Genomic DNA, 21,053 nt, shown 5'->3' with positions numbered 1-21,053 from the left:
ATGTCCGTGCACAGTCATACGGCAGTCCAAGACCCGGATGCCGCCGCGGCGTTTGACCCGTCCCGCCCACCCGAGTTCCCGCGTCACGTGGTGACCGCGGTCCTCGTCGCCCACGACGGCGCCCGCTGGCTGCCCGACGCCCTCGCCGGGCTGCTCGGCCAGGAGCGACCCGTGCAGTACGCGGTCGCGGCCGACACCGGCAGCGCGGACGACTCCGCCCGGCTGCTCACCGACGCCCTCGGCGATGCCAACGTCCTGCACCTGGCCCGCCGCACCGGCTTCGGCCAGGCCGTCGAGGAAGCGAGCCGCACCGCCCCGGTCCTCACCCCGGAAGAGCTGCCGTACCTCAAGCGCCCCAGCGGCTGGGACCCGGTCACCCGCACGTGGCGCGACGACGCCTACGACATGCCCGAACTGCCGCACGGCGAGCCCGTCCAGTGGCTCTGGCTGCTGCACGACGACTGCGCGCCCGACCCCGACGCCCTCGCCGAACTGCTGCGCGTCGTCGACAACGAACTCGAACTGGGCCGCGACGACGTGGCGGTCGTCGGCCCCAAGCTGCGCGGCTGGTACGACCGCCGGCAACTGCTGGAGGTAGGCGTCTCCATCGCCAACTCCGGCCGCCGCTGGACCGGCCTGGACCGCCGCGAACAGGACCAGGGCCAGCACGACCACGTGCGCACCGTGCTGTCCGTCTCCAGCGCCGGCATGCTCATCCGCCGCGACGTCTTCGAACAGCTCGGCGGCTTCGACCGCAGGCTGCCCCTGATGCGCGACGACGTCGACCTGTGCTGGCGCGCCCACACCGCGGGCCACCGCGTCCTGATCGCCCCCGACGCGGTCGTACGGCACGCCGAGGCCGCCTCCCGCGAGCGCCGCACCGTCGACTGCGTGGGCCGCACCGCCGCCTCCCCGCACAAGGTCGACAAGGCCGGCGCCGTCTACACCCTGCTCGTCAACACCCGCGGCGCCGCGCTGCCCTGGGCGTTCCTGCGGCTCGTTTTCGGCACGCTCCTGCGGACCGTCGCCTACCTGGTCGGCAAGGTGCCCGGCCAGGCCGTCGACGAGATCCGCGGCCTGCTCGCCACCCTGCTGCGCCCGGGCCGGATCTTCGCCGCGCGGCGCCGCCGCGGGCCCTCGCAGATCGACAAGGGCGAACTGCGCCGGCTCTTCCCGCCGCCCGGCGCCACCATCCGGGCCACCGTGGAACAGCTCGCCGCCAACTTCACCAGCAGCTCCGACGACTCCCTCCGGGCCGGCCGGCACGGCGGCGCCGTGGAGTCCGGGCCCGGCGGCGACGACGCCGACTTCCTGGAGGTCGAGCAGTTCGCCCGGCTCAGGCGGATCGCCCGCAAACCCGGCCCCGTGCTCTTCCTCGTCCTGCTGCTCATCTCCCTGGCCGCCTGCCGCGCCCTGCTCGGCGGCGGCGCGCTCGGGGGCGGCGCCCTGCTGCCCGCCCCGGCCGGCGCCGGCGACCTGTGGTCCCGCTTCGCCGACTCCTGGCACCCGGTCGGCGCGGGCGGCACCCCGGCAGGCCCGCCCTACCTCGCGATCGTCGCCACCCTCGCCACGATCCTGTTCGGCTCCACCGGACTCGCGATGACGGTCCTGATGGTGGCCTCGGTACCGCTCGCCGGATTCACCGCCTACTTCGCCTCCCGGCCGCTCGTCACCTCCCGGCTGCTGCGCGCCTGGGCCGCCATCGCCTACGCGTTCCTGCCCGCCACCACGGGCGCCCTGGCCGGCGGCCGCATCGGCACCGCCGTGCTCGCCGTGCTGCTGCCGCTCATCGCGCGTGCCGGCATCGCCGCCGGCGGCCTCGCCAACCGCTCCGGAGCACGCGGCAGTTGGCGCGCCACCTGGGCGTACGCGCTGCTGCTGACCATCACCACCGCCTTTACGCCGATCGTCTGGCCCATCGCGCTGCTCCTCGGCATCGGCGTGCTCGTGCTGCGCCGCGGCGACCTCGTCGCGCACCTCCTGCGCTTCCTCGCCCAGCTCGGCACCCCGCTGCTGGTCCTCGCCCCCTGGTCGCTGACCCTGCTCCCGACCGGCTTCTTCAAGGAAGCAGGACTGGCCTACGGCACCTCGGCCGCCTCCGCGCTCGACCTGCTCGGCGCCAGCCCCGGCGGCCCCGGCACCGTGCACGGCCTGATGCTCATCGGCATCGTCCTCGCCGCCCTCGCCGCACTCCTGCGCTCCGAGCGGCAGTCGGCCATCCGCACCGCCTGGGCGGTCGCCCTGGCCGGCCTCGTCTTCGCCGCCCTGTCCAACAGGTCCGCCTGGGCCGGACCGGCCACCCTCGTCTACGGCATCGCCCTGCTGGCCGCCGCCGCCCTCGGCGCCGACGGCGCACGCGCGCGTGTGGCCGAGCAGAGCTTCGGCTGGCGCCAGCCCGTGGCCGCCCTGATCGCCTTCGCCTGCGCCGCGGGCCCGCTACTCGTCGCCGCCGGCTGGATGATCCGCGGCGCCGCCGGCCCGCTGGAGCGCCGCGACCCGACCCAGGTGCCCGCGTTCGTCGCCGAGGACTCCACCACCGGCGACCGGGCCCGCACCCTGATCCTGGACAGCGACTCCACCGCGCGCGTGCGCTACACCCTGGTCCGCGGCTCCGGCGCCCGCATGGGCGACGCCGAGATCAGCGCCGCCGACGGCCAGAACACCCGGCTGGACAAGGTCGTCGCCAACCTCGTCGCCGGCTCCGGCGCCGACCAGGCCGACGAACTCGGCGGCTTCGCCGTGCGCTACGTCCTCGTCCACAAGGGCGCGCCCCGCGACATCACCCGCGTCCTCGACACCACCCCCGGCCTGACCCGGCTCAGCCAGCAGAACGGCAGCGCCCTGTGGCGTGTCGACCAGGAGGTCTCCCGCGCGACGATCGTCCCCGCCGGCGGCTCGGGCACCGGCCGGCCGGTCTCCGCCGGCCCGGTGGAGATCCACACCACCGTCCCCGCCGGCCCGGCCGGCCGCGTCCTGCGCCTCGCCGACACCGCCTCCGACGGCTGGACGGCCACCCTGGACGGCCGTCCGCTCACCCGCACCACGCTCGACGGCTGGGCCCAGGGCTTCCAACTGCCCGCCGACGGCGGCAGGCTGGACGTCACCTACAGCGATCCGGTCACCCACACCGCCTGGCTGTGGGCCCAGGGCGCGCTCGCCGTCGTCCTGGTCGTCCTCGCCCTGCCCGGCCGCCGCCGCGACGTCGACGACGACCTGCCCGAGGAGGAGCCGCTGCCCGCCCAGGCCATCGAGGGCGAGGGCCGCCGCGCCCGCCGGCTGCGCGCCCAGGCCGAGGAACAGGCCACCGAGGAACAGGCCACGGAGGAGCAGGCCGGCGAGGAGCAGCCGGCAGCACCGCCGCTGCCGGAGGAGCCCCCGGCCGCCGTACCCCACCAGCAGTCCTACGAGGAGTGGGACCAGGGTTCGTACGCCGGATACGCGGGCTACGGAACCGGCCAGTACCAGAACGGCGGCCAGTACCCGCACTCCGGCTACGACCAGCAGGGTTACCCGGCCGCCGACCCGTACCGGACGGGCCAGGGCCAGGGCCAGTACGACCCGTACGCCTACGGCGGTACGGCCGACCAGATGCCCTACGACCCGACGGCCTACCAGCAGGGCTACGGCCCGGCGTACGACCCCGCCCAGCAGGGCTACGACCAGGCCCAGCACCCCCACGGCACCGGCAGCGAGCGCCCCGACGGGAGCCAGCAGTGAACCGCACCACCCTGTCCCTGATCGCCGCAGGCAGCGCGCTGGCCGCCGTCACCGCGTTCGCCGCGTTCGCCGGACCGTCCGCGTCCGGTGCCTCCGCCCCCAAGGCGGCCGCGAACCTGCCGGTCCAGCGCACGAGCCTGCTGTGCCCGGCGCCGAGCATCTCGGACATCGCCAGCACGTCGTACACGTCGTTCACCCCCGTCACCCAGGGCACGGCGACCGACGGCAAGGCCCAACTCCAGGCGGCCGGCGAGGACTCGGCGGACGGCACGGGCAACCCCGGCACGGGCAACCCCGGTACGGGCAAGGGCTCGAAGGGGTCCAAGAGCGGGAAGAAGACGGCGGGCCAACCGGTGCTCACCCCGAAGGCGCCGGGCACCCCGGTCACCGGCGACACCTCCGGCGCCGACGCGCCCGCGCTCATCGGCACCGCCGACGGGAAGTACGCGCCCGGCTGGACCGTCCAGGAGACCACCGAGGTCGCCGCCGGCACCGGCCGCGGCCTGCAGGGCGTCAACTGCACCGCCGCGGACACCGACTTCTGGTTCCCGGGCGCCAGCACGGCCACCGGCCGCACCGACTACGTCCACCTGACCAACCCCGACGACTCCGCCGCGGTCGTCGACATCGAGCTGTACGGCAAGGACGGCGCGATCAAGTCGACGCTCGGCGAGAACCTCACCGTCCCGCCGCACGCGAGCAAGCCGGTCCTGCTGTCCACACTCACCGACACACAGCAGGCCGACCTGACCGTGCACGTCAGCGTGCGCAGCGGCCGGGTCGGCGCGACGGTGCAGGCTCTCGACGACAAGGCGGGCGGCGACTGGCTGGCCGCGGCCGCCGACCCGGCCGGCAGCCTGGTCCTGCCCGGCATCCCGAAGGACGCCACCGACGTCCGCCTGATCGTCTTCACCCCCGGCGGCGACGACGCCGACCTGAAGGTCCGCCTGGCCGCACCGGGCGGCCTGATCACCCCGGCGGGCAACGAGACCCTGCACGTGAAGTCGGGCGTGACGACCACGGCCGACCTCGGCGCGGTGACCCGCGGCGAGGCGGGCTCCCTGGTGCTGACCCCCACGGACCACGCGGTCCCGGTCGTGGCGGCCCTCCGGGTCGTCCGCGGCAAGGGCGACAAGCAAGAGACGGCCTACATCCCCGCCACCGCCCCCGTCGGCACGCGCGCGACCTCGGCCGACAACAGCGCCAAGGGCACGACCCTGGCCCTGACCGCACCCACCGCCACGGCGACGGTCAAGGTGACCGCCTCGGCGGGCAGCGAGGGCGGGACGGCGACGACGAAGACGTACACGATCAAGTCCGGCACCACCGAGGACGTTCCGGTCCCCGTCCCCTCCGGCCTCAACGGTACCTACGCCCTCACCGTCGAAACCGCCTCCGGCGGCCCGGTCTACGCCTCCCGCACCCTTACCGCCACGGAGTCCGGAGTCCCCGGCTTCACCATCCAAACCCTCCCGAACGACCGCGGCATGGTGGCGGTACCGGAGACGACGGAGGACCTGTCGGTGCTGCAGAAGTGAGGGGCGGGGTTTCGTAGCGCCGTCGGGGTGCGGGTGCGGGTGCCGCCGCCGCTGCGGGCAGCCGTGCCGCTGGGGCGGCACCCGCAGGCGCGGGGAGGCGAGACGTCCCGTCGTCCAGCCACAGCACAGGGCCCCAACGCCGTACCCCGTCGGCCCGCCCTAATCCTCCCCGTACCGCGGGTCCACCGTCTCCGGAGTCAGCCCGAGCAACTCGGCCACCTGCTCCACGACCACCTCGTGCACCAGCGCGGCCCGCTCGTCCCGCCCCTTGGTGCGGATCTCCACCGGCCGCCGGTACACGACCACCCGCGCCTGCCGCCCGTCCCGCGCGGGAACGACCCCGCCCAACGGCACGGCCTCGTCGCTCCACACCTGCTCACCCCGCCCCTCCAGCCGGGGCACCTCCAGCACCAGGAAGTCGATGTCGGCAAGCTGCGGCCACCGCCGCTCGAGACGCTCCACGGAGTCCTGCACCAGGTCCGCGAACACATCGGCACGGCTGGCCGCCAGCGGCACCTGCGGCGGTGCGATCGGCCCCCGCATGCCCCTGCCGTGACGATCACGGCGACGGGGCCCGGGGCCGGCGGCACGGGGCGGTACACGGTTGTCCATCACTGGGGAAGGGTAGTCCCCGCACGCCCTCCCCGCCCGACCCCACACGGCAACCCACCCCCCTCACGCCACCGACCGGCCACCCTCGACCAGCACCCCCGGCCACCCACCGCCGACCAGCCCCCCACGACCAGCCCCCATCAGCCCCCCGACCACGCTCCCCGTCCACGCCCCGCCACGGCGCCGCTCCCTGCCAGCCACGGGCTCGCTCCCCGCCCGCCCACGGCCCCCTCTCGGCCGACGGCGGCGCCGCCGATCAGCCCGCCGCCGATCGGCCCCGTTCGGCTCCGATCGGCCCTCGCCGCTCCCATGTCGCAGGTTGACCATTCCGGCCAACGTCTGGCTCGTTTCCGTAACCCTCCAAGACCGCCGAACTCAAGGCAATTGACGGTGTTTGTACTGACTCATGACCGTATCGAGCCGCGCCCAAAACCGGCCGAGAACCCGTCCGCGCAGGTCAGCAGGGCCTCCCCGAAGGGGTGTGTGGGGCGTTTCACAGCACGACACGGTGGAGTGACCTGGTGGAGAGTCGTCGCGGCCCGCTCAAGAGTGCGGTACCGTCCAACGTCGTGAGCCCTGTACGTCGCTGTTCGCGCACCGCCTGCGGCCGACCCGCCGTCGCGACGCTGACGTACGTCTACGCCGACTCGACCGCGGTCCTCGGCCCGCTCGCCACCTACGCCGAGCCGCACTGCTACGACCTGTGCGCCGAGCACTCCGAACGCCTCACCGCCCCCCGCGGCTGGGAGGTCGTCCGCCTCCTCGACGGTTCCGCACCCGCGCGGCCCAGCGGAGACGACCTGGAAGCGCTCGCCAACGCCGTGCGCGAGGCGGCCCGCCCCCAGGAGCGCGCGGCCGAGGCGGGCGGCGGAGGCCGTACGGCGGACCCCATGGAGGTCGCCCGCCGCGGCCACCTGCGCGTCCTGCGCTCCCCGGACAGCTGAGCCCACCTCCACGGCCGTCAAACCGGCGCACCGTACGCCACCTCCGGTCACGACTGGGCCACCACCCGGTGTCCGCACACCTCCCCCTTACCCCCGCCGGGTAGTTTGTGGGCACCCATAGGACTTTCAGGAGGGTTGGCCGTGACTGCTGATCTGTCGCAGATCGTGAAGGCGTACGACGTACGCGGAGTGGTGCCGGACCAGTGGGACGAGTCACTGGCCGGGCTCTTCGGCGCCGCCTTCGCGGAGGTGACGGGTGCGGCGGCCATCGTCGTCGGCCACGACATGCGGCCCTCGTCCCCCGGCCTGTCCCGCGCCTTCGCGCGCGGCGCGGCGGACCGCGGAGTGGACGTCACCGAGATCGGTCTGTGCTCCACGGACCAGCTGTACTACGCCTCGGGCGCGCTGAACCTGCCCGGCGCCATGTTCACCGCCTCGCACAACCCGGCCCAGTACAACGGCATCAAGCTGTGCCGCGCGGGCGCTGCCCCGGTCGGCCAGGACACCGGTCTCGCGCAGATCCGCGAACTGGTCGAGCAGTGGCTGGAGTCGGGCGCTCCCGAGCCGGTCGCCGAGCCGGGAACCCTGAGCACCCGCGAGACGTTGGAGGATTACGCGGCGCACCTCCGCTCCCTGGTCGACCTGACCTCCATCCGCCCGCTGAAGGTCGTGGTCGACGCCGGCAACGGCATGGGCGGCCACACGGTCCCCTCGGTCTTCGCCGGCCTGCCCCTGACCCTCGTCCCGATGTACTTCGAACTGGACGGCACCTTCCCCAACCACGAGGCCAACCCGCTCGACCCGGCCAACCTCGTGGACCTGCAGAAGCGCGTCCCGGCGGAGGGCGCCGACCTCGGCATCGCCTTCGACGGCGACGCCGACCGCTGCTTCGTCGTGGACGAGCACGGCGACCCGGTCTCGCCGTCCGCGATCACCGCCCTGGTCGCCGCGCGCGAACTCGCCCGCAACGGCGGCAAGGGCACGATCATCCACAACCTCATCACCTCCCGTACCGTCCCGGAGGTCGTGAAGGAGAACGGCGGCACGCCGGCCCGCACCCGCGTCGGCCACTCCTTCATCAAGGCCGAGATGGCCCGCACCGGCGCGATCTTCGGCGGCGAGCACTCCGCGCACTACTACTTCAAGGACTTCTGGAACGCCGACACGGGCATGCTGGCCGCCCTGCACGTCCTCGCCGCCCTGGGTGGCCAGGAGGGCCCGCTGTCCGCCCTCGTCGCCCAGTACGACCGCTACACCGGCTCCGGTGAGATCAACTCCACCGTCGCCGACCAGTCCGCCCGCCTCGCCGCGATCCGCGCCGCGTACGAGAACCGCGCCGACGTCACCCTGGACGACCTCGACGGCCTCACGGTCGCCGCCGCCGACTGGTGGTTCAACGTCCGCCCCTCCAACACCGAGCCCCTCCTCCGCCTGAACGCCGAGGCGAAGGACGAGGCCACGATGACCAAGATCAGGGACGAGGCCCTGGCGATCATCAGGGGCTGAGACGTCGGGCACTGTCGGCCGACCGGGCCGGTCCAGGGGGCGGCGCCCCCTGGACGGTGCCGACAGCCCGGCCCGGCCCGTCCACCAGCGGTACGCTGACCAGGCACATCCACAGTCACGAACAACGCCTCCCGAAGGGACACGCCATGCCGCTGGAAGCCGGCCTCCTGGAGATCCTCGCCTGCCCGGCCTGCCACGCCTCCCTCAAGGAGCAGGACACCGAGCTGATCTGCACAGGTCAGGACTGCGGCCTCGCCTACCCCGTCCGCGACGGCATCCCGGTCCTCCTCGTGGACGAGGCCCGCCGCCCCCAGTGACGACGCCCCTCATGTCGTAGACAACCCACACAGGACCCCGGCGATCGGAGGCAACCGCCCATGCTGGACGAATCGCTGCTCGACACCCCGGAGGGCCTCGCCGAGGCCGACCGCCGAGGCCTGCTGCGCGGGGCCGCCGAGGCCGGCGCCCGCGTGCGCACCGCCGCCCGGCACGCCGTCGAGGCCGGTGTCGGCGATCTCAAGCCCGACGGCCGTCCCCGCGCCGTCCTCATCGCCGGTCCCGGCGCCGCCGCCACCCACACCGCCGACCTCCTCGGCACCCTGGCCGGCGTCGGCAGCCCCGTGGTCCGCCTGGCCCCGACCGGCGTGGCCCCGGCCGCGGGTGCCCTGCGCTGGGAGCTCCCCGGCTGGGCCGGCTCCGTGGACCTGCTGCTGATCGCCACCCCGGACGGCACCGAACCGAGCCTCACCCTCCTCACCGACCAGGCCTACCGCCGCGGCGTCTCGGTCGTCGCCGTGGCCCCGGCCCAGACCCCGCTCGCGGAGGCGGTCGCCGGCGCCCACGGTCTGTTCGTACCGATGGCGACAGCGCCGTACGACCAGGAGGAACCCCTCGCCGCGTCCTCCCCGGGCGTCTTCTGGGCGCTGCTCACCCCGCTGCTGGCGCTGCTGGACCGGATCGGACTGATCAGCGCCCCGCCGGACGCCCTGGAGAAGATCGCCGACCGCCTGGACTACATCGCCGAGCGCTGCGGCCCCGCCATCGCGACCTACAGCAACCCGGCCAAGACCCTCGCCGCCGAACTCGCCGACGCACTGCCCGTGGTGTGGGCGGAAGGGCCGTCGGCGGGCCCCGCCGGGCGCCGTTTCGCCGCCGCCCTCGCCGAGCTCGCCGGCCGCCCCGCGCTCGTCGCCGAACTCCCCGAGGCGCTCTCCGCACACAGCGCCCTGCTGGCCGGCCCGCTGGCCGCCAGCGCCGACCCCGAGGACTTCTTCCGGGACCGCGTCGAGGAGCCGCCCGCCCTGCACGCGCGCGTGGTGCTGCTCCGCGACCGCCCGATCAGCGGCCTCACCGCCGCCCCCGCCGCCCGTGACCTGGCTCTCAGCCACGACACGCCGATCAGCGAACTCGAACCGGAGGAGGGCGGCGAACTGGAGACGCTCGCGGAACTGATCGCCGTCACGGATTTCGCCGCTGTTTACCTGGCGCTCGCTTCGAGGGCCTGATCTGGCTACGGGCCGGAACCACCGCGCCCACCATCAGCACGGCAACCAGTACCGGGCCCCGGCACCAGCACCGGCGCCGGGGCAGCCGTACGTACGGAGACAGAGAAGACACATGGACCGCCTCGACAACACCGTCCGCCCCTACGCCTGGGGTTCGCCCACCGCCATCCCGCACCTCCTCGGCGTCGAGCCGACCGGTGAACCGCAGGCGGAGATGTGGATGGGCGCGCACCCGGGAGCCCCCTCGCGCACCGCACGCGGGAGCCTCGTCGAGGTCATCGACGCGAACCCGGAGGACGAGCTGGGCAAGGCGGCCGTGGCGAAGTTCGGCCCGCGCCTGCCCTTCCTCCTCAAGATCCTCGCCGCCGGCGCGCCCCTCTCCCTCCAGGTGCACCCCAACCTGGCACAGGCCGGGGAGGGTTACGCCGACGAGGAGCGCCGCGGCATCCCGGTCGACGCCCCGCACCGCAACTACAAGGACGCCAACCACAAGCCCGAACTGATCTGCGCGCTCACCGAGTTCGACGGCCTGTGCGGCTTCCGCGACCCGGTCCGGGCCGCCGACGCGCTCGACGGGCTCGGCGTCCCCGCCCTCAAGCCGTACGTCGACCTGCTGCACGCCCACCCCGAGGACGCGGCCCTGCGCGAGGTGCTCACCGCGATCCTCACCGCTGACCCGGAGGAGATGGCGCACACGGTCGCCGAGGCCGCTGCCGCCTGCGCGCGCCTCGGCGGCGACTACGCCCCCTACGCCGACCTCGCCCAGCACTACCCGGGCGACCCCGGCGTCATCGCGGCGATGCTGCTGAACCACGTCCGCCTGCAGCCCGGCGAGGCCCTGTTCCTCGGCGCCGGAGTCCCGCACGCGTACATCAGCGGCCTCGGCGTCGAGATCATGGCCAACTCCGACAACGTCCTGCGCTGCGGTCTGACCCCCAAGCACGTCGACGTCCCCGAACTCCTGCGCGTCGTCCGCTTCGAGGCCGGCGACCCGGGCGTCCTGCGCCCCGAGGCCTCCCCGGCCGGCGAGGAGGTCTACGAGACGCCGATCGACGAGTTCCGCCTCTCCCGGTACGTCCTCCCCGAGGGCGCCGCCGCCCACGACCTCACCCTCGACACCCCGCAGATCCTGCTCTGCACGGCCGGCTCGGTCCGCGCCGGCGAGCACGAGCTGAGCCCCGGTCAGTCGGTCTTCGTCCCGGCCGGCGAGACGGCGCAGATCTCGGGCACGGGCACGATCTTCCGCGCCACTGTGATCGTATGACCTGTGATCGTATGACCGAGGGTGTGGATACCTGACGCGGCGGAGCCCGGCCGGGCTGCAACAATGGCCCACCGGCAAAGGCCGGGCAAAGCCGGGACACGCCTGACGGCGTGGCCGTACGAAGGCGCCGCACCAGGGCGACGACCAGGGCGAAGGGACAACGCGAACACATGAGCGCGTCAGGCGGTTCGAAGGCGATCGTGGCGGCACTCGGCGCCAACCTCGCGATCGCGGCATCCAAGTTCGTGGCGTTCGCGTTCAGCGGCTCCTCCTCGATGCTCGCCGAGGGCGTCCACTCGCTCGCCGACTCCGGCAACCAGTTCCTGCTGCTCATCGGCGGCAAGAAGGCCCAGCGCGAGGCGACCCCGCAGCACCCCTTCGGCTACGGCCGCGAGCGCTTCATCTACGCCTTCCTGGTCTCGATCGTGCTGTTCTCCATCGGCGGCATGTTCGCCATCTACGAGGGCTACGAGAAGATCAGCCACCCGCACGAACTGGAGCACTGGTACTGGCCGGTGGGCGTCCTGATCTTCGCGGTCGTCGCCGAGGGCTTCTCCTTCCGCACGGCCATCAAGGAGTCCAACGAACTGCGCGGAAAGCAGTCCTGGACGGACTTCATCCGCCGCGCCAAGGCCCCCGAGCTGCCCGTCGTCCTGCTCGAGGACTTCGGCGCGCTGATCGGCCTCGTCCTGGCCCTCCTCGGCGTCGGCCTGTCCGTACTCACCGGAGACGGCGTCTGGGACGGCGTCGGCACGGTCTGCATCGGTGTCCTGCTCGTCTGCATCGCCCTGGTCCTGGCCGCCGAGACCAAGTCGCTGCTGCTCGGCGAGGCGGCGGGCCCGGACGTGATCAAGAAGATCGAGGAGGCGACGGTCGACGGCGACACGGTCACCGGCGTCATCCACATGCGCACGCTCCACCTCGGTCCCGAGGAGCTGCTCATCGCCGCCAAGATCGCCGTCCGGCACGACGACACGGCCAGCGAGGTCGCGAACGCCATCGACGCCGCCGAGGCCCGCATCCGCGCCGCCGTCCCCATCGCCCGCGTCATCTACCTCGAACCGGACATCTACAGCGAGGCCGAGGCGGCCAAGGGCCCGGACCCGGAGGCCACCCCGGGCGGCCCGACCCCGCACGCCGCCGGCCACTGAACCGGGACCTCAGCTGCCGCTCGGCCGCACCGGCCAGGGCATCCGCGGCATCTCCGGCGCCCTCCGCCGCCGTACGGCGAGGAAACCGATGCCCACGCCGACGCCGATGAGCAGCAGCACAAGCGCGAGGAGCATGGCCGTCACCAGCAGAGCGGGGACCGTGCGGTCATCCGTCACCCGGCCCAGTACCGCGTGCACGGAGACCGTCCCGCCCTGCTCGTCGAGGTGGAACCGCGAGTCGTTGGAGTTCGCACGGTAGTCACCCAGGAGGAACAGCCGCCCCTTGGGGACCTGCACGTCATACCGCTGGTGCGCGCCGTCGGCGTCGCCGCCGTACACATACGGCTCCTCGATCGGCTTCCCGTTCACGGTCACCCGCTCCCGCGAACCCACCAGCGTGCAGCACCGCACGCGATCCCCGCCCACACCGACGACCCGCTTCATCAGCTGCCCGGCGAAGCCGTACGACTCCGGCGGCGTGAACATCACGACGTCACCGCGCCGCACCCCACTCCCGTCGACGCGCTCCCAGACGACCCGCTGACCCCGCTCATACGCCGGCCGCATGCTGCCGCCACCCACGGTGGAGACCCCGTACGCGTCCCTTGCACAGCCAAAAGCGCCAACCCCCAGCACCAGCCCCGACACCCCCACGAGAACCGCCCACATCCCGAGCCCCCGCCCCCGCCTTCTGCCCGCCATACCCCGTCCTCCCCAAGCGGCCCATCCGAGGCGCGGAGAACAGCGCCACCGCATGAAGGGGGCGTGCGGCAGGGCGTGCGGCACGGCGCGTTTGTCGGGCGGGTGCGGGTGCGGGTGTGGGTGCGTGGTTCGGGGCGGGGGATGGGGGGTGCGGGTTCGGGCCGATGACCGGGGGGCCCGGCCGGGCCGAAGGCGAGGCAGCGGGTCCGGGGCGAAGGCGGGGTTACGAGTTGCGAGTCGGGACCGAGGACACGGTTGCGGATCCGGGCCCGAGACGGGGGCGACTCCGCGACCGAAGAGCAGGAGCGCGGATCCCCGGACTTCGGGCGAGCCAAGGACCCGCAACCCGCACCCCGCACCCCTTCCCCCTCCCTGCTTCCTGGTCCCCAGCCCCTTGGTTTTCTCAGCTCACCCGACCTCAGCGAGCACGCCGAGTACCGCGTGCTCGTCCGGTGCCGCCAGCAGCCGCTCCCGGAAACCGGGATCCATCAGCTTGCGGGACAGCAGTGCGAGGATCCGCAGATGCTCGTCGCCCGCGGCAGCCTCCGGCACGGCGATCATGAAGATCAGCCGGGCCTTCGTACCGTCCAGCGAGCCCCACTCGACGCCCTCGGCGGAGCGCGCGAAGCCGACGACCGGCGCGGTCACCGCGTCCGTCTTGGCGTGCGGGATCGCGATCTCCTCCCCGAGCCCGGTCGTCCCCTGCTCCTCACGCCGTAGCGCGGTCGCCACCAGCTCATCCACATCGGCGACCCGCCCGCTCCGCGCAAGCAACTCCGCCATCTCCCGGACAGCGGCTTCTTTCTCCACGGCCCGGAGCGCGCCCTTCACGGTCCGCTCACCGAGATAGCCGGACAACACCACGGGCCCACGATCCTCAACCACCGCATCCCCAGCCCGCCCGGCGTCCCGGTCCTCCTCCGGCTGCCCGCCTTCCGCGGAATCCTCAACGGCGCCCGCCTGGACCGAGCCCACCGAAACCACGGCATCGGTACCAGCCCCCGGAGCCCCGGCGCCGGCCCGCCCAGGCACGACGCCCTCGACCGCCACCCCTTCCGCCACGGAAGCCCTCTCCCCAGCGCGCCCAGCACCCACCGACACATCCTCCGACGCGGGAGCCCCTTCACCAGCGCCACCCGTCGGCCCGTCCCCCGAGGTGGCAACCCCGTCACCGGCACCACCCACGCCCGACGACGATTGCCGCACGGGTCGTGCGAGTGGGAACCCAATCCCCACCACCCCCGAACCCGCACCGGACGCCGCCCCCGAACCCGAACCAACCGCCCCCACACGCCCCCGACGCCCCCTCACATCAACCAGCGCCACGGTCGCCAGCGCAGTGACAACCGCCCCGATCACCACGGCGACGAAGAACACCGGCACCCCACTCACCGCACCCAGCACCGCCACGATCGGCCCCCCATGCGGCACCGCGTCCTTCACCCCGGCCACCCCCGCAACCGCACCGGCCACCGCCCCACCCAGCATGTTCGCCGGGATCACCTGCGCCGGCCGCGCCGCCGCGAACGGAATCGCGCCCTCCGAGATGCCGAAGCACCCCATGAACAGCGCCGCGAGCCCCGTCTCCCGCTCCTGCTCGGTGTACAGCCCCCGCCGGATCAGCGTGGCCAGTCCCTGCCCGAGCGGCATCACCGGAATCGCGGCGGCACACATGCCCATCACCGTCTGGTTGCCGCTCGCGATGAGCCCGGCGCCGAACAGGAACGCCGTCTTGTTCACCGGCCCGCCCATGTCGAACGCGATCATCAGCCCGAGAATCGCGCCGAGCAGGATCGCGCTCGTCCCCGTCATCCCGCCGAGCCAGCTCGTCAGATGCTCGAACACCCAGGAGATCGGCTTGCCGATGACATAGATGAAGAACAGTCCGAGCACCGTCGTAGCGACGATCGGGATCACGATGATCGGCATGATCGGCTGCACGAACTTCGGCACCCGTACCTTCTTGATCCACAGCACCAGGTACCCGGCGAGGAACCCGGTCACGATCGCCCCGATGAATCCCGCGCCCGCCTTGGAGTCGTACAGCGCGCCCGTGTTCGCGATCCAGCCGCCGATCATGCCCGGTACCAGCGCGGGCCGGTCGGCGATCGCATAGGCGATGTAGCCGGACAGGACCGGGATCATCAGCTGGAAGCCGATCCCGCCGATCGCGTTGACATGGGCCCAGAAGGTGCCGTCCGGGATCACGAAGCCCTTGGACGTGGCATGGCCGCCGAGCGCGAGCGACACCGCGATCAGCAGACCGCCGACGACGACGAACGGGATCATGTACGACACCCCGTTCATCAGCGCCTTGTACACCGGCCCCCGCTCCCTGCCGCCGCCGGAGGCCACCGTCGCCGAACCACTCGCGGCCCCGCCCGGCGCGTACACGGGCGCCGACCGCACCCGCTCGATCAGCTGCTCGGGATGGTGGATACCTTCGGCGACCCCGACGGTCAGCACCCGCTTGCCGGCGAAACGGCTCAGGTCGACGTCCTTGTCGGCGGCGACGATGACCCCGTCCGCGCTTATGACATCGTTGTCATCAAGGACGTTCTCGGCCCCGATGGATCCCTGGGTCTCCACCTTCATCTCGATGCCACGGCTCGCCGCGGCCTGCGCGAGCTTCTCCGCGGCCATGTACGTGTGCGCGATGCCGGTCGGGCACGCGGTCACCGCCAGCAGTTTCACGCGCCCTCGCTCGTCATCGTGGTCACCCGTGGAGGGAGGGTCGGCCGGACTGGTCACGTCTGTCTCCTCACACCTTCGTCGCACGAGGCGCCGTCCCGGACACCCCGCGACCGGGACCGGACGGCCCGGCCCCCCTGCATCCTGCACCACCCCGACCCCGGCCCCAAGGCGCGGAAGTCGTCCTTCACCACGGGCCTGTGGGCTCCTGTCGCGGGGCTTTCCGTACCCGCGTCGGCGCCGCTCCTGCCCCCGCGCCGCGCCTCGAAACCCCCGCTCCGCGCCTCGAAACCGCCTCCCGGACGGCTCGAACCATGCGGAGGCGGACTGGGGCCGACCGGGCCGTCCGGTGTAGCTTGGGACGGAGCCAGACGTCGCTGCTGATGGCGGTCGGGCGGTCCCGAGTGGACCGACCGAGGGAGAGAGGGCCTCCGACGGACTGCGCTGCGCGTACGTGGGCATGCCTGTGTCCTCTTCTCGGGCACCCCTGTGTCCGCCGCCGCGCAGACCAGCCGTACCCAACCTCGCCCCGATCCCGAGGAGCAGCTCGTAATGACGACTGTCGAGAACCGACAGGACTTCAAGGTCGCCGACCTCTCGCTGGCCGAGTTCGGCCGCAAGGAGATCACCCTCGCCGAGCACGAGATGCCCGGTCTGATGGCGATCCGCAAGGAGTACGCCGAGGCCCAGCCCCTCGCCGGCGCCCGCGTCACCGGCTCCCTGCACATGACCGTGCAGACCGCCGTGCTCATCGAGACCCTGGTCGCCCTCGGCGCCCGGGTCCGCTGGGCCTCCTGCAACATCTTCTCCACCCAGGACCACGCGGCCGCCGCCATCGCCGTCGGCCCGAACGGCACGCCGGACAACCCGCAGGGCATCCCGGTCTTCGCCTGGAAGGGCGAGACCCTGGAGGAGTACTGGTGGTGCACGGAGCAGGCGCTGACCTGGCCGGACAGCCCCACCGGCGGCCCGAACATGATCCTGGACGACGGCGGCGACGCCACCCTCCTCGTCCACAAGGGCGTCGAGTACGAGAAGGCCGGCGAGGTCCCCGCCCTGGACACCGCCGAGTCCGACGAGCACCGCGTCATCCTCCAGCTGCTGCACCGCACCCTGGGCGAGAACCCCCAGAAGTGGACCCAGCTGGCCTCCGAGATCCGCGGCGTCACCGAGGAGACCACCACGGGTGTCCACCGCCTGTACGAGATGCAGCGCGATGGCGTCCTCCTGTTCCCGGCGATCAACGTCAACGACGCGGTCACCAAGTCGAAGTTCGACAACAAGTACGGCTGCCGCCACTCCCTCGTCGACGGCATCAACCGCGCCACGGACACCCTGATCGGCGGCAAGACCGCCGTCGTGTGCGGCTACGGCGACGTGGGCAAGGGCTGCGCCGAGTCCCTGCGCGGCCAGGGCGCCCGCGTGATCATCACCGAGATCGACCCGATCTGCGCCCTGCAGGCGGCGATGGACGGCTACCAGGTCACCACCCTGGACGAGGTCGTCGAGACCGCCGACATCTTCGTCACCACCACCGGCAACAAGGACATCATCCTCGCCTCGGACATGGCGAAGATGAAGCACCAGGCGATCGTCGGCAACATCGGCCACTTCGACAACGAGATCGACATGGCCGGCCTGGCGAAGATCCCGGGCATCGTCAAGGACGAGGTCAAGCCGCAGGTCCACACCTGGACCTTCCCGGACGGCAAGAAGATCATCGTGCTCTCCGAGGGCCGCCTGCTGAACCTGGGCAACGCCACCGGTCACCCGTCGTTCGTGATGTCCAACTCCTTCGCGGACCAGACCCTGGCCCAGATCGAGCTGTTCACCAAGCCCGATGAGTACCCGATCGGCGTCTACGTGCTGCCCAAGCACCTCGACGAGAAGGTCGCCCGCCTCCACCTGGACGCGCTCGGCGTCAAGCTCACCACCCTGCGCCCGGAGCAGGCGGCGTACATCGGCGTGGAGGTCGACGGCCCGTTCAAGCCGGACCACTACCGCTACTGAGCCGGTGACTCCGTAGTCCCGCCCGCCGGGGAGCAGACTGTGCACCAGCGCGCTTCCCGGCAGCAGGCCCCCGAGGCAGGCCCCCGCACCCCCGTGCCGGGGGCCTGTCCCTTTGGCCGGTCCCGCCGGACGGCACCGCGGAAACCAGTGACCCGGCCGGACCGTCAGCCCGTCGAAGACCCAGGACCCCCATGCCCCGCGGCCGTTATTCGCTCCACGATCCGCACGATCACACCCCCCTCGGCGACGAACACTTCCAGTGCGCCCCCGGCCCCTCCGGCTGGCGCTATGTCTCCCGGCTGACCAGCCCCGCCGGCGAGCACCGCGGCTCGATCGACCTCGCCCTGGACGACCTCGGCCGCCCCATTCGCCTCGAACTCCACGCAGGGGAGTGGCAGGTGCGTGGCGCCGCCCTCGACGGCGTCACCTGGGTCCGGACCGACCCCACCGGAACCCATGCCACAGAAGGCAATGTGCGCGCCCACGCCTTCACCGGCACGTCCCCCGCATTCCTCGTCGCCACCGCTCGTCTCCTGCGCCTCACCCCCTCCTCCGACGCGACCCGCGTACGCCTGGTCGCCTTCACGGACCCGGTCCTCGCCCCCCGCACCGTGGACCAGTCCTGGGCCCTGGTGAACAGCGAAACACACGCCACTGACAACGGCCCCCTGGTCGTGGACGAATACCAGGTCACAGCCCTGGACACCGGTGAGCGGCACACGGTTCACATCGCCGGGGACGTCGTCCTGGCCGCACCCGGGATCGAGCTGGAGGACCTCCAGTCACCGCCGTCGACGTTCGACTGAACGGCGAGGGGAAAGGCCGCCGGAACCATCGGACGGGTTCGGACCCGCGAGGACGTTGAGAGGACGTTGAAAGGGGATCGAAGAGACCTCTTCTACGAGACCTCTTCTACGCCGGCGGCGCGAAACCGGTGCTCGGGGAGTCTGGAGGCGGCTCCTCCCGCGGCGGTACGGCTGACGGCGGAAGCGGAGCCTGCGGCGGCCGAGCGTGAGAGAGCGGCTCGGCAAGAGCGGGCGGCTGGGGAGCGGCTGGCTGGGCAGAAGCAGGTGGTCGATAAGCGGCCGGTGCGCCGGGCGGGGCCGCCTGTGGGGCGAAACCAGCGGGGCCGAACGCCTGCCGGGCCTCGCGTGACTGCCGCTCGTGCACCACAGCCGCCAGGAAGGCCGCCGCCGGCAGATCCTGCGGCACAGAAGCTCCCGTCCGCGCCGCGAGGTCGGCCGCGAGCCGCTGGGCCATCCCCATCGAGACCTGCGGATCGAGCTGCCCCATCCGGCTCAGGTACTGCCGGACCGCCAGCCACAGCCCGTCCGGCACCGCCGACAGGTCCAGCCCGGCGAACCTCCCCGCCAGCCACGGAGGCGGCGGCGGAAGAAACCCGGCCCGTCCTGCCGGTATTCGCTCACGCACGACGAGGGTGCCCGCGAACACGTCGCCGAGCCGTCGGCCCCGCGCCGACACCAGCGAGGCGATGCAGGCGATCACGCCGAAGGTCAGCAGGATCTCGACCACACCGATCGCACCCCGCACGAGCGCGTGCCGGAACCGGATCGGCCCACCGTCGTCCCGTACCACGCGGAGCCCGAAGGCCAGCTTCCCGAGCGAACGCCCATGGCTGAGCGTCTCCACCGCGATCGGCCCGCCGACCAGCACCAGCAGAAACGTCGCGATCGACAGCGCCACCTGCGCGGCCTCGTCCAGCGAGGCGGTCGACACCACCACCGCGATGGTGACGACGACGTACGCGACCACGGCCACCACGAGGTCGAGCAACACGGCCAGCGCCCTGCTCGGCAGCTTTGCCGGCCGCAGTTCGAGCGCTACCGCCTCGCCCGTCACCAGCTCACTCACGCCCGCCGTCCTTCCGTGATCTGCCCCCGGAAGCGCAAGTCTGCCAAGCTGTGGGCACATCGCGCGCCGGTGCGACTATCTGACCGCGATCGAGAGCATCACGACGACTCCACGACGAGCAGTCGACGACCAGCCGAGGAGCAGGCAGACCCGATGGACCTGGACGTCTTCGTCTCCGTACACCGAGCCGAATGGGACCGCCTCGACGCCCTGCTCCGCCGCCGACGCCGCCTCAACGGGGCCGAGGCCGACGAACTCGTCGCCCTCTACCAGCGCACCGCCACCCACCTGTCCCTCATCCAGTCCAGCGCCCCGGACCCCCAGCTGACAGGACGGCTCAGCCAACTGGTGGCACGCGCGCGTAGCGCCGTCACCGGCACCCGCCGCTCCTCATGGCGTGACGTCACGCGCTTCCTGGGCCAGGGCTTCCCGGCCGCCGTCTATCGCGCTCGCCACTGGTGGGTCCCCACGGCACTGGTCTCCACGGCCATCGCGATCCTCCTGGGCTGGTGGATCGGCACCCACCCTCACGTGCAGTCGTCGATCGCGGCGCCCAGCCGGCTGCGCGACCTGACCCGCCCCGGCGGCGAGTACGAGACGTACTACTCCAGCCATCCCGCGGCGGCCTTCGCCGCCCAGGTGTGGACGAACAACGCCCAGGCAGCCGCGATGTGCCTGGTCCTGGGCGTCTTCCTGGGCCTGCCTGTCCTCTGGATCCTCTTCGAGAACATGCTCAACCTGGGCGTCGGCTTCGGCCTGATGTCCTCCGCCGGCCGACTCGACACATTCCTGGGACTGGTTCTCCCTCACGGCCTGCTCGAACTGACCGCCGTCTTCGTCGCCGCCGGTACGGGTCTGCGCCTCGGCTGGACCCTCATAGACCCCGGTCCCCGCAGCCGGCGCACCGCTCTCGCCGAGGAAGGACGCGCGGCCGTCGGCATGGCGATCGGACTCGCCCTGGTCCTTTTCGTCTCCGGCGCCATCGAAGGCTTTGTCACCCCGTCCGGCCTGCCCACCTGGGCCCGCATCGGGATCGGCGTCCTGGCCGAGCTGGCATTCCTGACGTACGTCTACGTCCTGGGGGGCCGAGCAGTACGCGCAGGTGAGACCGGCGATCTAGAAGCGACGGACCGCAGCGCCTCGGTGCCCACCGCTGCTTGATGTGCGTTCCACCCCTGTGAGCTGCTACTCTCCTGTTCGCCTCGCAAGACCCGTTGACACGGGTGGCGCGGGGAGGTAGATTCAAACAGTTGCCTGGAACTGGACAAGTTCATCGGCGAAGGTTAGACTCTACGAGCTTCCGGAGAAGTCGAGAACGACATCTCCGAGGAGCACCTCCCGATTACTCAGAAATGAGCAGCCGGTCAGACCGGCCAAGAACTTCTGATAAAGTCGGAATCGCCGGAAAGGGAAACGCGAGAGCGGGAACCTGGAAAGCACCGAGGAAATCGGATCGAGAAAAGATCTGATAGAGTCGGAAACACCGAAGGGAAGCGCCCGGAGGAAAGCCCGAGAGGGTGAGTACGAAGGAAGCGACCGTT

General features: G+C 72.3%; 15 protein-coding genes. 11 read left to right on the top strand and 4 right to left on the bottom strand.

Features of this window, described 5'->3' with window-relative positions:
- Window positions 1-3,717 carry a glycosyltransferase gene (locus ACWDEN_RS22260; RefSeq protein WP_450859945.1) on the top strand — a complete coding sequence of 1,239 codons (3,717 nt, stop codon included), beginning with the start codon at window positions 1-3 and terminating at the stop codon, window positions 3,715-3,717.
- The gene (locus ACWDEN_RS22255; RefSeq protein ID WP_450859944.1) at window positions 3,714-5,255 is read left to right on the top strand and encodes a DUF5719 family protein; all 1,542 of its coding nucleotides are present in this window, start codon (window positions 3,714-3,716) and stop codon (window positions 5,253-5,255) included. The genes ACWDEN_RS22260 and ACWDEN_RS22255 overlap by 4 nt, the downstream gene beginning before the upstream one ends.
- A gap of 159 nt (window positions 5,256-5,414) precedes the next feature.
- Here ACWDEN_RS22255 and ACWDEN_RS22250 read toward each other — a convergent pair whose 3' ends face one another.
- A complete protein-coding gene (locus tag ACWDEN_RS22250) occupies window positions 5,415-5,798 on the bottom strand; it encodes a metallopeptidase family protein (RefSeq protein WP_351603066.1) in 384 nt (127 codons plus the stop codon).
- Window positions 5,799-6,388: 590 nt separating this feature from the next.
- Here ACWDEN_RS22250 and ACWDEN_RS22245 point away from each other — a divergent pair.
- From ACWDEN_RS22245 to ACWDEN_RS22220, 6 genes are all read left to right on the top strand, one after another.
- A complete protein-coding gene (locus ACWDEN_RS22245) occupies window positions 6,389-6,811 on the top strand; it encodes a DUF3499 domain-containing protein (protein WP_351603068.1) in 423 nt (140 codons plus the stop codon).
- 141 nt (window positions 6,812-6,952) lie between these two features.
- On the top strand, window positions 6,953-8,317 hold the full coding sequence (locus ACWDEN_RS22240; RefSeq protein ID WP_351603070.1) for a phosphomannomutase/phosphoglucomutase: 1,365 nt from the start codon (window positions 6,953-6,955) through the stop codon (window positions 8,315-8,317).
- A 146-nt stretch (window positions 8,318-8,463) separates the two neighbouring features.
- Window positions 8,464-8,634: a Trm112 family protein gene (locus tag ACWDEN_RS22235; protein ID WP_351603072.1), complete on the top strand. Its 171-nt coding sequence runs from the start codon at window positions 8,464-8,466 to the stop codon at window positions 8,632-8,634.
- A 60-nt stretch (window positions 8,635-8,694) separates the two neighbouring features.
- Window positions 8,695-9,822, top strand: coding sequence for an SIS domain-containing protein (locus ACWDEN_RS22230; protein WP_450859943.1), 1,128 nt, complete (start codon window positions 8,695-8,697; stop codon window positions 9,820-9,822).
- A 112-nt stretch (window positions 9,823-9,934) separates the two neighbouring features.
- Window positions 9,935-11,086 (top strand): mannose-6-phosphate isomerase, class I, encoded by a 1,152-nt coding sequence (gene manA, locus ACWDEN_RS22225; protein WP_351603076.1) that lies wholly within the window; start codon window positions 9,935-9,937, stop codon window positions 11,084-11,086.
- Window positions 11,087-11,256: 170 nt separating this feature from the next.
- Window positions 11,257-12,237, top strand: coding sequence for a cation diffusion facilitator family transporter (locus tag ACWDEN_RS22220; protein ID WP_450859942.1), 981 nt, complete (start codon window positions 11,257-11,259; stop codon window positions 12,235-12,237).
- Between the two features lie 9 nt (window positions 12,238-12,246).
- Here ACWDEN_RS22220 and lepB read toward each other — a convergent pair whose 3' ends face one another.
- Window positions 12,247-12,906 carry a signal peptidase I gene (lepB, locus tag ACWDEN_RS22215; protein ID WP_450859996.1) on the bottom strand — a complete coding sequence of 220 codons (660 nt, stop codon included), beginning with the start codon at window positions 12,904-12,906 and terminating at the stop codon, window positions 12,247-12,249.
- A gap of 441 nt (window positions 12,907-13,347) precedes the next feature.
- Complete coding sequence (locus tag ACWDEN_RS22210) at window positions 13,348-15,690, bottom strand: fructose-specific PTS transporter subunit EIIC (protein WP_450859941.1); 2,343 nt, start codon at window positions 15,688-15,690, stop codon at window positions 13,348-13,350.
- Window positions 15,691-16,182: 492 nt separating this feature from the next.
- On the opposite strand from ACWDEN_RS22210, the gene ahcY reads away from it, so the two are divergent.
- A complete protein-coding gene (ahcY, locus tag ACWDEN_RS22205; RefSeq protein ID WP_351603082.1) occupies window positions 16,183-17,640 on the top strand; it encodes an adenosylhomocysteinase in 1,458 nt (485 codons plus the stop codon).
- Window positions 17,641-17,831: 191 nt separating this feature from the next.
- Window positions 17,832-18,446 carry a hypothetical protein gene (locus ACWDEN_RS22200; RefSeq protein WP_351603083.1) on the top strand — a complete coding sequence of 205 codons (615 nt, stop codon included), beginning with the start codon at window positions 17,832-17,834 and terminating at the stop codon, window positions 18,444-18,446.
- Window positions 18,447-18,552: 106 nt separating this feature from the next.
- Here the strand turns inward: ACWDEN_RS22200 and ACWDEN_RS22195 are convergent, their stop codons facing one another.
- A complete protein-coding gene (locus ACWDEN_RS22195) occupies window positions 18,553-19,512 on the bottom strand; it encodes an RDD family protein (protein ID WP_351603084.1) in 960 nt (319 codons plus the stop codon).
- A 153-nt stretch (window positions 19,513-19,665) separates the two neighbouring features.
- On the opposite strand from ACWDEN_RS22195, the gene ACWDEN_RS22190 reads away from it, so the two are divergent.
- Window positions 19,666-20,673: a stage II sporulation protein M gene (locus ACWDEN_RS22190; protein ID WP_351603086.1), complete on the top strand. Its 1,008-nt coding sequence runs from the start codon at window positions 19,666-19,668 to the stop codon at window positions 20,671-20,673.
- The last annotated feature ends 380 nt before the right edge of the window (window positions 20,674-21,053 follow it).

It is taken from the genome of Streptomyces sp. NPDC001153, assembly GCF_053598315.1.
Note: the sequence above shows the minus strand (reverse complement) of the source record. Positions and strands in the feature narration are given on the sequence as shown.